General features: G+C 54.3%; 13 protein-coding genes. 7 read left to right on the plus strand and 6 right to left on the minus strand.

Annotated features, from left to right (window positions below; genetic code table 11):
- Positions 1–77 precede the first annotated feature (77 nt).
- Positions 78–1,334 carry a porin gene (locus QZ516_RS05275; RefSeq protein WP_297187197.1) on the plus strand — a complete coding sequence of 419 codons (1,257 nt, stop codon included), beginning with the start codon at positions 78–80 and terminating at the stop codon, positions 1,332–1,334.
- A 10-nt stretch (positions 1,335–1,344) separates the two neighbouring features.
- Positions 1,345–1,779, plus strand: a complete 435-nt coding sequence (locus QZ516_RS05280) for a phosphate ABC transporter substrate-binding protein (protein WP_297187199.1) — start codon at positions 1,345–1,347, stop codon at positions 1,777–1,779.
- Between the two features lie 16 nt (positions 1,780–1,795).
- Here the strand turns inward: QZ516_RS05280 and QZ516_RS05285 are convergent, their stop codons facing one another.
- Both QZ516_RS05285 and QZ516_RS12750 read right to left on the minus strand, forming a co-directional pair.
- A complete protein-coding gene (locus QZ516_RS05285; RefSeq protein ID WP_297187201.1) occupies positions 1,796–4,126 on the minus strand; it encodes an EAL domain-containing protein in 2,331 nt (776 codons plus the stop codon).
- A gap of 394 nt (positions 4,127–4,520) precedes the next feature.
- Positions 4,521–4,670 (minus strand): helix-turn-helix domain-containing protein, encoded by a 150-nt coding sequence (locus tag QZ516_RS12750; protein WP_365332973.1) that lies wholly within the window; start codon positions 4,668–4,670, stop codon positions 4,521–4,523.
- Between the two features lie 105 nt (positions 4,671–4,775).
- Between QZ516_RS12750 and QZ516_RS05290 the strand changes: the two genes are divergently transcribed.
- Positions 4,776–6,419, plus strand: a complete 1,644-nt coding sequence (locus QZ516_RS05290; RefSeq protein WP_297187203.1) for an ABC transporter ATP-binding protein — start codon at positions 4,776–4,778, stop codon at positions 6,417–6,419.
- 45 nt (positions 6,420–6,464) lie between these two features.
- Here the strand turns inward: QZ516_RS05290 and QZ516_RS05295 are convergent, their stop codons facing one another.
- From QZ516_RS05295 to QZ516_RS05305, 3 genes are all read right to left on the minus strand, one after another.
- Positions 6,465–7,193 (minus strand): SIMPL domain-containing protein, encoded by a 729-nt coding sequence (locus tag QZ516_RS05295; protein ID WP_297187206.1) that lies wholly within the window; start codon positions 7,191–7,193, stop codon positions 6,465–6,467.
- A gap of 39 nt (positions 7,194–7,232) precedes the next feature.
- The gene (locus QZ516_RS05300; protein WP_297187209.1) at positions 7,233–8,111 is read right to left on the minus strand and encodes a DMT family transporter; all 879 of its coding nucleotides are present in this window, start codon (positions 8,109–8,111) and stop codon (positions 7,233–7,235) included.
- Positions 8,112–8,193: 82 nt separating this feature from the next.
- A complete protein-coding gene (locus tag QZ516_RS05305) occupies positions 8,194–9,453 on the minus strand; it encodes an MFS transporter (protein WP_297187212.1) in 1,260 nt (419 codons plus the stop codon).
- A 134-nt stretch (positions 9,454–9,587) separates the two neighbouring features.
- On the opposite strand from QZ516_RS05305, the gene QZ516_RS05310 reads away from it, so the two are divergent.
- The 3 genes from QZ516_RS05310 to QZ516_RS05320 all read left to right on the plus strand — a co-directional run bounded on the left by QZ516_RS05310 (position 9,588) and on the right by QZ516_RS05320 (position 11,711).
- Positions 9,588–10,430: a sulfurtransferase gene (locus tag QZ516_RS05310; RefSeq protein WP_297187215.1), complete on the plus strand. Its 843-nt coding sequence runs from the start codon at positions 9,588–9,590 to the stop codon at positions 10,428–10,430.
- Positions 10,427–11,155: a sulfite exporter TauE/SafE family protein gene (locus tag QZ516_RS05315; protein ID WP_297187218.1), complete on the plus strand. Its 729-nt coding sequence runs from the start codon at positions 10,427–10,429 to the stop codon at positions 11,153–11,155. Before QZ516_RS05310 ends, QZ516_RS05315 begins: the two co-directional genes overlap by 4 nt.
- Positions 11,156–11,261: 106 nt before the next feature.
- On the plus strand, positions 11,262–11,711 hold the full coding sequence (locus QZ516_RS05320; RefSeq protein ID WP_297187220.1) for a ferritin-like domain-containing protein: 450 nt from the start codon (positions 11,262–11,264) through the stop codon (positions 11,709–11,711).
- Positions 11,712–11,723: 12 nt separating this feature from the next.
- Here QZ516_RS05320 and msrA read toward each other — a convergent pair whose 3' ends face one another.
- Positions 11,724–12,371 (minus strand): peptide-methionine (S)-S-oxide reductase MsrA, encoded by a 648-nt coding sequence (gene msrA / locus QZ516_RS05325; RefSeq protein ID WP_297187223.1) that lies wholly within the window; start codon positions 12,369–12,371, stop codon positions 11,724–11,726.
- 80 nt (positions 12,372–12,451) lie between these two features.
- Between msrA and QZ516_RS05330 the strand changes: the two genes are divergently transcribed.
- Entirely contained in the window at positions 12,452–13,126 is a 675-nt protein-coding gene (locus QZ516_RS05330) for a glutathione S-transferase N-terminal domain-containing protein (protein ID WP_297187226.1), read from the plus strand.
- Positions 13,127–13,129: the final 3 nt, after the last annotated feature.

Here is a 13,129-nt window from a genome sequence, read left to right on the forward strand (position 1 = left end):
GAATCAAACCGAATGAATTTCATGTTGATTTGAATTCAGCCTGGGTGCCGATCCCATCAAACAACAGGAGCATCCCTATGACTGGCCGGTTACGCGTCTGCATGATGCTTTTCGTATTTGCCTGTGTCTGTAGTGGTGGTGCGGTGGCCGCAACCGAGCATAAACGCCCGTTATTGTCGATCCACGGCTATGGCACACTGGGGGTTGTCCATTCCAGCGACGATAACGCCGATTACGTCGTAGACGTCTTTCGTCCCAATGGTGCCGGGCACACCCAGTCCTGGAGCGGGGCTGCCGATAGCCGGCTGGGTCTGCAGGTAACGGCTGAGATTACGCCGAAGTTATCCGCGGTATGGCAGGTCATTTCCGAACAACGTTACGACAACAGCTATCACCCCACCACCGAGTGGGCCAATCTCAAATACCAGTTTACGCCGAATTTTGCTGTGCGGGTCGGCCGGTTTGTACAGCCTACCTTTCTGTTTGCTGACACCCGCAAGGTGGCTTACACCTACCCCTGGGTGCGGCCTCCAACCGAGGTGTACAATCTGGTGCCGGTATCCCATAACGATGGTATCGCCGTTTCACATCGAATGCAGTTTGGCGAGATTGTGCAGACCCTGGAAGCCGCGTATGGCAATTTGGACACCAACTCCCCGGATCGGATCGGCGGTGGTGGGGAAATCCAGGCCGAGGATACGTTTTCCGCGATGGCTACCACGGAATACGGGGCGGTCATCTTGCGCATCAGCTACTTTCAGACCCATTTGACCGTTACGCCCTTGGGCCCACTGTTCGATACCTTTCGGCAGTTCGGCTCCGAAGGGGTTGCTATCGCGGAGCGTTATGACCCTGACGGCGACCTTCTGGAGTTTGTCAGTATCGGCGTCAAATACGATCCCGGCCGATGGTTTGCCATCGGCGAATGGGGCATGGAGGACACCCACAACGCGCTGGGGAAGAGCACTGCCTGGTATCTCAGTGGCGGCTACCGCTTCGGATCTGTTACACCCTACGTCACTTTTGCCAAGCTGAATTACACGGATATGACAGCCGACCCCGGTTTGACCCTGTCATCCTTGCCGCCAGAACTGGCAGGCCCCGCTACAGAGCTCAACGCCGCGCTCAACGACATTCTCGGTGGTGCAGCGGCCCAGGAAACCATCACTTTGGGGCTGCGTTGGGATTTTATGAGAAACGTCGCTTTCAAGATGCAATATGAGTTCATCGACCGTGACCAGGGTTCGCCGGGCACCTTTGGTAACCTTCAGCCGGGATTCAAGCCGGGTGGAGAAGCGGATTTGTTCAGCGCCTCGATCAACTTTGTCTTCTGAGGCGGAAACTATGAATCGATTCATGAAAAGTCCGCTGGGTATGATCGCCGCACTGATGTTGAGTCTGAATACCGGGGCGACAGAGGCCGACGTGGTTGCTGTGGTTTCTGCGAACAATCCGGTCAACTCCCTGAGCCGTATTGAACTGATCAATATTTTTCTCGGCAAATCCGCCCAATTCCCCGACGGCACACCGGCTACACCGATAGACCTGCACGAGACGGCTCCGGACCGGCAAGTGTTTTACGCCAAATTCGACAATAAGTCTGCCGCCCAGATCAAGGCCTATTGGTCAAAGATGATTTTCACTGGCCGCGGTCGGCCACCGCAGACGGTAGCGGACGGCGAAGCACTCAGACAGCTGGTGGCGAAGGATCCCAACGCCATCGGTTACCTGGATGAAGCATTGGTTGACGGCAGTATCAAAGTCTTGACCGTGAATTAGCCTGCATTGACTGGTGCTAGCCCGTCGTGTCCGGTTTTTGGGTCGACAGCTGACCCCTGAGGAGCTCGGTAACCTCCTCCGCCGACACCGGTTTGTTGAAGTAAAATCCCTGAAATTCGTCGTAGGCTCTCTCCTGAAGAAAATCGGCCTGCTCTCTGGTTTCAACTCCCTGCGCAACAACGGTCAAACTGAGATTTCTCCCCACGGCGACAATCGCCTCCGCCAGCGCACGGTTGGCCGGCATATCACCCAGGTTGCGAATAAAGGTTCGGTCCATTTTGATGGTATCCAGAGGAAATTGTCGAAGCATGGACAGCGACGAATAGCCCATACCGAAGTCGTCGATGGCGATACGGACGCCGACCTGCTTCAGGCTGCTCATGACCTCCAGGGCTTTGGGAACATTCCGCATCAGCAGGCTTTCGGTAATCTCCAGCTCCAGCAGGTTGGCGGCCAGGCCAGTCTCGGCCAGCACCGCCCGGATATCCTCCGGAAGGTTGGGGTCTAGAAACTGCCGTTCCGTCAGGTTGATAGCCATGTTCAACGGTGGGAAGCCCTGTTGCTGCCAGGCGACATTCTGCGCACAGGCGGTTTTTATCACCCATTTGCCGATGGGAATAATGAAGCCGGTTTCCTCGGCCAGCGGGATAAACTGCATGGGCGCCACCACGCCCAGGTCCGGGTGATGCCAGCGCAACAGCGCCTCCATGCCGGTAATCCGCTTGCTGTGCACGTCCCGTTTCGCCTGGTAGTCTAACTGGAACTCCCCACGTTCCAGGGCATGCTCCAGGCTTGTCTCCAGTGTCAGGCGTTGGAGGGATTCGGTGTGCAACTTTTTCGAGTAAAGCTGATAGTTGTTCTTGCCATTTTCCTTGGCATGATACATGGCGATGTCTGCATTTTTGGTCAATGTCTCCTGATCTTCGCCGTCCTCGGGATACGTGCTGATACCAATACTGACCGTAACCCGGAAATCCTGACCACAGAGGTGAAAGGGCCGGGCAACCTCGTTGATCGCTTTTTGTGCAACACTGATGCAGAGGCTTGTATCCGCCAGTTCCGGCAACAGGACGACAAATTCATCGCCACCCAGTCGCGCCACGGTGTCACTTTTACGAAGGCAGTTTTTGAGCCGCTCCGCCACTTCCTTCAGGAGTTGGTCACCCGCCTCATGCCCCAGGGTGTCGTTGACTGCCTTGAAGCGGTCCAGATCCAGGAAGAGTACCGCCAGCTTGCGGTCGTAACGCTGTGCCTGACTGATGCCCTGCTGTAACAGGTGGGTAAACAGGCTGCGGTTGGGAAGGCCGGTCAGACCGTCATGGAAGGCAAGGTACTCCACCTGTTTGGCATGCGATAACCTGACTTCAACTTCCCGGCGACGGCTTTGCGCCAGCTTGTGGCTCATTCGCCAGAGTACCCCCAACACCACTAACAACAGAACGTTCCCGGAAAAGGCCCTCAGCGCATAGGTTTCCGCACGAACGACCACTGGCGCCATCTGTTCATTCCGGGACAACCCCACCACCACCGCCAGGGGAAAGCCGAAAAGTTCGCGGGCACCGAGATAACGGCTGATGTTATCCAGTGGCAACTCAGCCAAACTGACGGCCGTTTCGGTGGCGTTGTGGTCGGTGACCAGGGTCGAGCCATCCAGTGTGTCACCGGCGGACAGGGCATTCCCGCTACGCCAGGCTCTGGCAACACCGTCGGTGCCGATGACTCCGAGTAGGCCCGCCTCCCCCAGCTTTGACGTCTCATAGCCACTGACAAAAAACGCAGAGTCCACCTCTATGGCCACCACGCCGGCGAAATCCCCACCGGTAGCTCTGAGCGGGCGACTGAAAATCAATGTCCACTCGTCCGATTCCGGGTTTTGCAGGGGCGAAGAGACCAGCAGATCGTCCCCGTGCTGGTGATCGGCCGACAGTTCCGCCAAGTCAATATTGCCCGAAAGCGATCCGGTACTGGCGACCACCGCGCCTTGCGGGTCGAGAACGACCACCGTAAATAGAAATGCCGGCGGCAACAACTCCTGTTGCTCAAGCGCGGTGAGCGTGTTTTTTTCACCGAGGAGCCGAAATGTAAAACGAACCAGTTTGAGCTCCTGGTCGATCTCCCGCAGGGCGCGCAGCACCTGGGCTTCGTAGGTTTCAGTCAGCTCCCGGACTGTGGCGATGGCAGTTTGTACCGCTGCCTCGCGTTCGATCCTGATGAAATTGACGGTGGCCAGCCAAATGATAGCGGTGATGACAATGCCAAGAACCGGGAACAAAAGATACGGTTCGATAATACGATAGATGCCGTGTCGCGGTGCAGTTTCGACCGTTTCTCCTGATATTGTCGACATGGCTCTCCCCTTTTATTCGATATTTTTCATCGTACTGAGCGTTCGTTCGACTGACGGGAACAGAATAATGTTCGTGTTATTAAGCATATCTCATCCCTGTGCCGTATCGAGGATACCCAGTAGATCATCGCTCATCTGACCGTGTTGAAGATAGTGCTCTCTCTCAATCGCATTGTCTAAAATAACACGAGCAAAACGCTTGGCACACCCAAACTCCCCCTGAGATACATCTTCAGTACTTTTGTACCCTATCGGCGCCTTGAATCTGAAAATCAGCATTGCGGCACAGATAACAACAAAAAGTGGGCGTATTTCATTTATTGTGCCTTATAACACCATGAAGAATATAACGCGATGAACAATCACCCTGCGACACAATGTCCGCTAGTCGCCATCAATGGCATGGCAGACTGCGGACCAATTCCCGGTACAGGGTGCTACGGTGCCGCCCCATCTGATTGGCTATCTGCTGAATAGAAAGCCCTTGTTTTTTGAGGGCCGCAATAATATATCTGTCAGACAAGCTGTACTGCTGATATTGCATAAGGCCAATTCACTTCATGGCAGGAGCGAAAAAGCTGGAGCAAGCGTGTATCGTCTATGGCAGCACCAGCGGACACAATGTTAAATACCCGCCCGAGAAAATAGAATGCCACTACTGACCGTCACCGACCTGACCACCCATTTCCACACCCGTGCGGGAGTAATGAAGGCGGTGGACGGCGTCAGTTTTTTCGTAGACCAGGGCGAAATACTGGCCATTGTCGGTGAATCCGGCTCAGGCAAATCAGTGGCCTGTTACAGTCTGTTGAACTTGATACCCCAGCCACCGGGAAAGATTGAGTCGGGGACGGCATTGTTTGAAGGCCGTGACCTGCTGAGCATGCAACCGGACACCCTGCGCCGGATCAGAGGCAGCGAAATCGGAATCATTTTCCAGGACCCCATGACATCGCTAAACCCCTACCTGACCGTGGGTGAACAGCTGATTGAGCCGTTGTTATACCATAGAAACCTGAACCGTCAGCAGGCCCTGAAACGCGCTGTAACGATGCTCGACGAGGTGGGTATTGCCGAGCCGGAAACGCGCATTCACAGCTACCCACACGAGTTCTCGGGTGGGATGCGTCAACGGGTAATGATCGCAATGGCGATGATTGCCGAACCAAAACTGTTGATCTGTGATGAGCCGACCACCGCGCTCGATGTGACCATACAGGCCCAGATCCTCTCCCTGATCAAGGCACTGCAAAAGCAGCGCAATATCGCCGTCATTTTTATCAGCCACGACCTGGCCGTTGTGGCCGGCCTGGCGGATCGGGTGGCCGTAATGAAGGAAGGCAGAATTGTTGAGACAGGGCCGGTCAACGATATTTTCCAGAAACCCCGTTCGGACTATACCAGGACATTACTGGCATCGATTCCGGCGGGCAGCAAACCCCATCCGTCTCAGCCCAGCGATCAACCATTATTGCTTGTTGATCGCCTAACCACCTGCTTCGCGGATAACAGCGCCGGCTGGCTGAGTCGACAGAAAGCGGACAAAAAAGCTGTAAACGAGGTATCCCTGACTATTCAGCGCGGCGAGATTCTCGGGCTGGTAGGCGAGTCCGGTTCCGGCAAATCGACACTGGGCAGATCCATATTGCAGCTGGTACCGGTGACCAGTGGCACTGTGATATTTGATGGCACGGATCTGGTGGGCCTTCGGCAGAAACGAATGACTCCACTGCGCCGCCGGATGCAGATGATTTTTCAGGACCCCTACGCATCCCTCAACCCTCGCATGACCGTCTTTGACTGCCTCGCAGAACCGCTGCTCTACCACGGCCTGGCAACCCGAAAAACGGTCACGGCACAGGTGTTGGCACTGATGGACGATGTGGGGCTGGCCAGAGCGGCAATTCGCAAATACCCCCACGAGTTTTCAGGGGGCCAACGGCAGCGCATCGCGATTGGCCGGGCCATTGCCACCAAGCCGGAATTGATTATCGCCGATGAACCGGTTTCGGCGCTGGACGTGACGATTCAGGCGCAAATACTGGCCTTGATCCTGGCACTGGTGGAGAAACACAACCTGACCATGCTGTTTATTTCCCACGACCTGTCTGTGGTGCGCTATATCGCCGATCGTATCGCCGTGATGCATCACGGCGAACTGGTGGAAATTGCCGAGACCGAGACACTGTTTGCCAATCCCGGGCACGACTACAGCCGCAAACTGCTATCGGCAATACCTGCACTTTCGACAAACCCTACACTACCGACAAGCCACCCTGCGGAACTGGTTTAAACAGCACCCCAGTGCACTCTCCAACTCACACCACAGCGCCGAAAATCAGTCCGACAAGTAATACTCGATTGTCGACACCACCCGGACTTTCATGATGTGGGGATTGTTGGTATCCCTTGGTGTAATGCTGAACTGCCCCTGTGAGGCGCGCTTGATTTTACCCAGCTCGCTCTGTGAATCTTCTGCAAATTTTTCCGCCACCTGACGTGCTTCACGAGTGGCCTCCTCGATCATCTCCGGTTTTACCTCGTTTAACCGGGTAAAAAGAAACTCGGGGCGGCTCTGATAGTTCCCCCCGGTAAACACGATACCCTGCTTTCCCAATTCAGAAAGGGAGGCCATCAAAGACCTGACCTGATCCACCCGGGAAGAATAAATAGTCACCGTCTGATTGGCAGTGAACCGGAATTCAGCGCGGGCACCACTGTCGTATTCCCGGGCTGACTTATCGGTAATTGCCGGCAAAGAGACACTGACCTCGCTGGCCTCCAACCCACTATCCAGCAGGAACTGGCGGATTTTTCCGGTACTGTCCTCAATTGAGGTATAAAGCTGCTCCAGATCATTGCTCGCTTCAGCAAATACTATCGGCCAGATAACCACATCTGCAGGATATTCCCGCTCGGAAAGCCCCTTAACGTTGACGCTTCGTTCGTATTCCTTGAATTGAATAAGCGCATTGCCCAGCAGGTAACCCAGTGAGGCCAACCCTGCGATCATTGCCACGCCCAGAATCAATGCACTGAAGCGGGTACTACCCTCTATATTCGTCATCTGCCACCTCACTGATTATCAACCACCGTTGAAACATCGTTACTCTTTATCTGCCACCACTGTATCAACCAACAGCGCCCGCTGCTTTCTGGGCCGGTAAATATTGATCAGATTGCCCGCAAGCATCAAGCCCGCCCCCAACAACAGAACCATATCAAAAGCCTCGCGATAAAACAGAATGCCCACTAATCCGATTAACGGCAAGCGCAGAAAATCCAGCGTCACGACGATACCCGCATCCGATGTTTTCATGGCTGTGGTTATACAGAAGTGGGCCATCAGCGCCGTCACACCGACAATAAAAAGCCACCACCATTGCTCGGGATCACGCGGCAGGCTCCAATTGGGCAAAGCCAGAGCCAGGCTGACCGGCATCTGAACCAGACACATATAGAACAGAACCGTCAGTGGATGTTCGCTGCGGGACAACGATTTGGTGGCCACATACGCAAATGAAAAGCTGAGCGCCGAGGCCAGTACGATCAACGAAGCCAGCTCAAGCATTTCAATACCCGGCTTGAGAATAACCACCACACCGGCAATCCCCAACGCCACTGCCAGCATACGCCTCGGCGTCAGCTGTTCGCCCAAGAACACCGCCGCAATGAGGGCCACCCAGAACGGTACCGTGAATTCCAGTGCAAACACCTGGGCCAGTGGTAACAGACCAATACCCAGAAACCAGCCGTACTGGCCCCCAAAGTGAAACAGATTTCTTACAATATGGAGCTTTGGTCGCTGTGTGATGAAGTGTTGCTTGCCGCCAACCCGGTAAATAATCACAGAAATGATCGCCAGACCGATGACACTGCGGATAAACAGGGTCTGGAATGTATCGACGGAACCGGATAACTCCCGTGCCCCCACCGCCATCAGCGACAGTGACAGCAACGCTCCCATCATCCATAGAACAACCATTAGCTCACCTGATCTGCTTTTCCAGGGTAATCGACCACCCGCCTGGCGGGCTGTTTATATCATCGCACAGCAACCGTAAGCATCAACTCAAGTGATCAGTCTCTGTATTGAGTTCAGTCTCAACCGGCTCGTCGGGAATCATCTCCAATGCCGAGGGCGTTGTGCGAACCATGGCAATAAACTGTCCGGCATTTTCCAGCACCTCCACTTGCACCTCGCGGAGTTTAATCACCGTATAAAGCGCCAATGCCATTTGCATCAGCGCAAAAAATACCGGCAGCGCATGGGGACCGAGGAAATCCATGAGCTGACCGGCCAACGCCGGACCAAATGCAGCACCAATCCCGTGGATCAACAACAGGGTGCTGCCCCCGGGCAAAATATCGTCGTGGTCCAGATGATCCACCAGGTGAGCCACGGCTACCGGATAAGTGAAGAAAGCCATCCCGCCGTAAACCACTGAAGCGGCCAGAAACAGCCCCATTGTATTCGAAAAAAAAGACATCAGCAGTGCCGCACTGGCAGCCAAAGCGCTGGTAAAAGCCAGCACTCGACGACGGTCATGGCGATCGGAATAACGACCCAGCGGGTACTGAAAAATAGCACCACCGATAATCACGCAACTGATGAAAGTGGCAATGCCGCTATTATCGAGGCCCACACGACCGGCGTAGAGCGCACCCATACCCCAGAAAGCCCCCATGGAAAGACCAGAAAATACAGCGGCCATCAAGGCTACCGGTGCCAGCCCCCACAACCTTTTCAGCTTCATTTTCGGGGCATCAGATAATACTGGCTGCGCCATCCGCGTCCAGGTAATTGCTGTCACACTGAGGCAGATCAGAATCGCAGACACGGCAAACAGGGTGAAAGCGGTTGGCGCAGCCAGGTGGAGAAATTGTTGCGCCAGTGCCAGGGCAACCAGTGTCACCATCATGTAAATGGCGAATACCCGGCCCCTGTTCTCAGGAGGTGTCTGACCGTTCAACCAGCTCTCAATCACGGTGTAGAGAATGACCAGGCTGGCACCTGTCATGATCCTCAACAGCAGCCAGATGTAGGGATCCAGAAATAGCACATGCAATAGCGAAAAACAGGCGGTAAACGCTGCACAAAAGGCAAACGTACGAATGTGGCCAATGCGATTGATCAAAGGTAATGCCAGGTGGGTGCCGACAAAAAAACCGAAAAAATAGCCGGACATGATGAAACCCAGCATACTATCTGAGTAGCCTTCAATCGTGCCACGCAGGGCCAGCAAGGTATTGAGCAGGCCGCTGCCAACCAGCAATAGCGCAATACTGGCCAGCAACGCGCAGATCGGGAAAATCAATCTCAGCATGGCAAGTCCGTTGTTCCTGAAAGAGGCTCGGCAAGATTAGGGGTAGACTGTGGATGATGCAAATACATACCCGTAAATCCATTGGATATTTGGCACTATGATAATGTGAAATACCACCTATGCAGGAACAGTGGATGAAACGTTGGCTTATCGGTGTGAAACAACTTCAACAGCACCTTGAAGGCAAGGTGATCATTTTTGATTGCCGGTTTTCATTGACGGATCCCGGTGAGGGACTGAGCGCCTACCGACAGGCCCACATTCCCGGCGCTGTTCACCTGGATATGGAAAAAGATTTATCCGGACCCAGAGGACTTCACGGCGGCCGACACCCACTACCCGATCCTGAGGCATTCACGAACCGCATGCGCGTATCTGGTGTAACCAGGGATTCGCTGGTGATTGCCTATGATGACAACCGACTGGCAGGCGCAGCCCGCCTGTGGTGGCTTTTGCGCTATTTTGGGCACTCGCAGGTGCGTATTCTCGACGGGGGCATCAAGGCATGGCTAGCCGCCGGGTTGCCGGTGAGCACAACCATCCCGAAAACTGCTGTGCCGGGTGATTTTCTCGCTATCGAAAATGCCGCCATGACGGCGACCTACCCTGAAATCAAACAATCCGACAGGGATAACGCATCTGTACTGATCGACGCCAGGGAGGCCCCCCGCTATCGCGGTGAAGAGGAACCCATCGATCCGGTCGCCGGCCATATACCCGGTGCGATCAATGTGCCCTGGCAGCAGTTTGTCGATGTGGATGGCAACATGCTGCCGACCGAACAGCAGCGTCTTGTCTGGCAAAAACTGGCATTATCGCCATCGCCAGTGGTTTATTGTGGCTCGGGAGTAACTGCCTGTGTCGATTTGCTGTCACTGGCAATGATCGGGGTCGAGTCTGCAAAACTCTATCCGGGTAGCTGGAGCGACTGGTGTAGTTACCCGGATTCAATTATTGAGACGTCACCCCATTCATGATCATTGCATCGATTCTGTTTATTGCAGGACTCGCAGCATGGTTTATCAGCACCATCGCCGCTGGCGGCGCAGCCATGTTGATGATTCCCCTGGTTGCACTGCTGCTTGGCCCGCAAACCGTGGCACCCGCAATCAGCCTGGGCGCCTTTCTGGCAAACCCTTCCCGCGCCTGGCTGTTCAGAGATAGTGTCGATTGGCAGGTATGCCGTTGGATGATTCCCGGCAGCCTGTGTGGAGCGATACTCGGCGCCTGGACCTTTAGCCAGATTCCGGTTTTCTGGATACAAATGGCGCTGGCGTTGTTTTTGATCTCAACGGTATTTCAGTACCGTTTTGGAAAATCCAGTCGCTCTTTTGTGATGCGGCGCCAGTGGTTCTTGCCGCTGGGGCTCAGCGTTGCCTTCCTGTCCGCACTGGTGGGTGGAACCGGGCCGGTGCAAAACCCCTTTTTGCTGAACTACGGCCTGCAGAAAGAGCAGCTTATTGCCACAAAAGCAATTAACTCGCTGGTCCTGCAACTGACCAAACTGCTGGCCTACACCGGCTTCGGCGCCATGACCCTGGAGATTGCCGGTTATGGTCTGGTGATTGGCGTGGGGGGAGCCTTGGGTGTATGGTTTGCCCGGCACCATCTGAAAAAGGTTGATGAACATCGTTTCCGGGTCTATACGCTCACCCTCATGCCAATCTGTGGCCTGGCGATGCTGATTGATGCCTTTTTCTAGCCAGGAATGCCGCTGATGGGCAGGGACATACTGGCCGCACAGCGGCCCATCACCTATGCTTTATTAAAATTGTGATTACCGAAGTTCATGAAAACGAGGATTGCAAATGAAAAATCAGGATCAGATTATTGAGTTACTCAATAAAATTATGGAATTTGAGCTCGCTGGGGTGGTTCGTTACAACCACTACGCGCTGATGGTTTATGGCTACAACCGCATTCCCATCGTGAGCTGGCTGAGGGAAGAAGCCGACAACAGTCTTGTCCACGCTCAGGCAGCGGGAGAAATGATCACTGCTCTGGGTGGCCACCCGTCACTGGCCATCGGGCCCCTGCTGGAAACCCATCAACATGACATCGGCGATATTCTTCGGGAGTCAATGGAACAGGAGGCCCTGGCGAAAGCCCTCTATTACGAGCTACTGGCGTTAGTTAAAGACAATTCCGTCATGCTCGAAGAGTATGCCCGGCAAAAAATAGCAGAAGAGGAAATGCACGCGGCCGAAGTTGACAAGATGCTGCGCAAGCCGGGCGATATCAAGTCGTTCAGTAACTGAGTTTCTCTGCGATCATTCCGGCCGATCGAGCCGGAATGAGACGCCCGTTCCCTTGAGACTGCAATAGCCACCCGGATTTTTGATCAGGTATTGCTGATGATAGTCCTCCGCATAATAGAACGGGCAGGACAAGCTAATTTCTGTGGTGATCGGGGGGAAATCACGCTGTTGCAATTCACGTTGAAACGCTTCACGTGATTTGTCCGCCAACTGGTATTGTGTTTCATTGAAGCAATAGATGGCTGAACGGTACTGGGTTCCCCTGTCATTGCCCTGACGCATCCCCTGGGTGGGATCATGGGATGTCCAGAACAGCTCAAGCAGTGTTGTCAGGCGGATCACATCCGGATCAAAAACCACCAGTAGCACTTCGGTGTGGCCGGTTAATCCCGAGCAGACCTCCTCATAGGTAGGATTATCGGTGTAACCACCGGCATAGCCCACTGCCGTGCTATAGACGCCGGGTTGCGTCCAGAAAAGGCGCTCAGCCCCCCAGAAACAGCCCATACCGAGAATGATCTGTTGCATACCATCGGGAAAAGGGGCCTTGAGCGGATGGCCCGTAGCCAGATGCCGGTTGTTAACCATCAGCGGCTCAGCGCGGCCAGGCAGCGCCTGCTCGGGGCTGACCATCTGTGCCTTATGGGAATAACCAAACATATCTCAGCTCCTGTGTTGCGCTTGCCACCATGAATTTACTGTCCTAATCTCTGCTGACTTGGATCAGGAGCACATTACCCATGATTGAACTCTACACTGCTGCCACCCCCAATGGCCACAAAGTCAGTATCGCGCTTGAAGAACTGGATTTGCCCTATGAGATGCGTGCACTCAGCCTGAGCGAGAATGAACAAAAGCAGCCCTGGTACCTTGCACTCAATCCCAATGGCAGAATCCCCACTATTGTAGATCGCGCCAATGACAATTTTACGGTTTTTGAGTCGGGGGCCATATTGATCTATCTGGCGGAGAAAACCGGACAGTTGCTATCTAGCGATCCAAAGGAGCGGTCTCGTACTCTGCAGTGGCTGATGTTCCAGATGGGCGGTATCGGCCCGATGATGGGCCAGGCCAATGTCTGGTACCGCTACTGGGATGAAACCTATCAACCGGCAATTGATCGTTATCAGAACGAGGTAAAACGTCTCTTTGGCGTTCTGGACAGTCATCTGAAAGGCAGGCAGTTTCTCACCAATGAGCTGAGTATCGCCGATATCGCCAATTGGGCCTGGGTACGAATTTACGACTGGTCCGGGATCGACATCCAGCCTTTCCCCCACTTGCAACGTTGGCTCGCCCTACTGGACGAGCGACCCGCTTTCCAACGGGGAATCAACCAGCCCGCCGCAGAATACGAACAGAAAGACAAGGCGACTTCCTTCGTTAAAGGGGCCCGCAATATGCTGACCAAATAACAG

The organism is uncultured Porticoccus sp., assembly GCF_913061305.1.
Classification (GTDB): domain Bacteria; phylum Pseudomonadota; class Gammaproteobacteria; order Pseudomonadales; family Porticoccaceae; genus Porticoccus.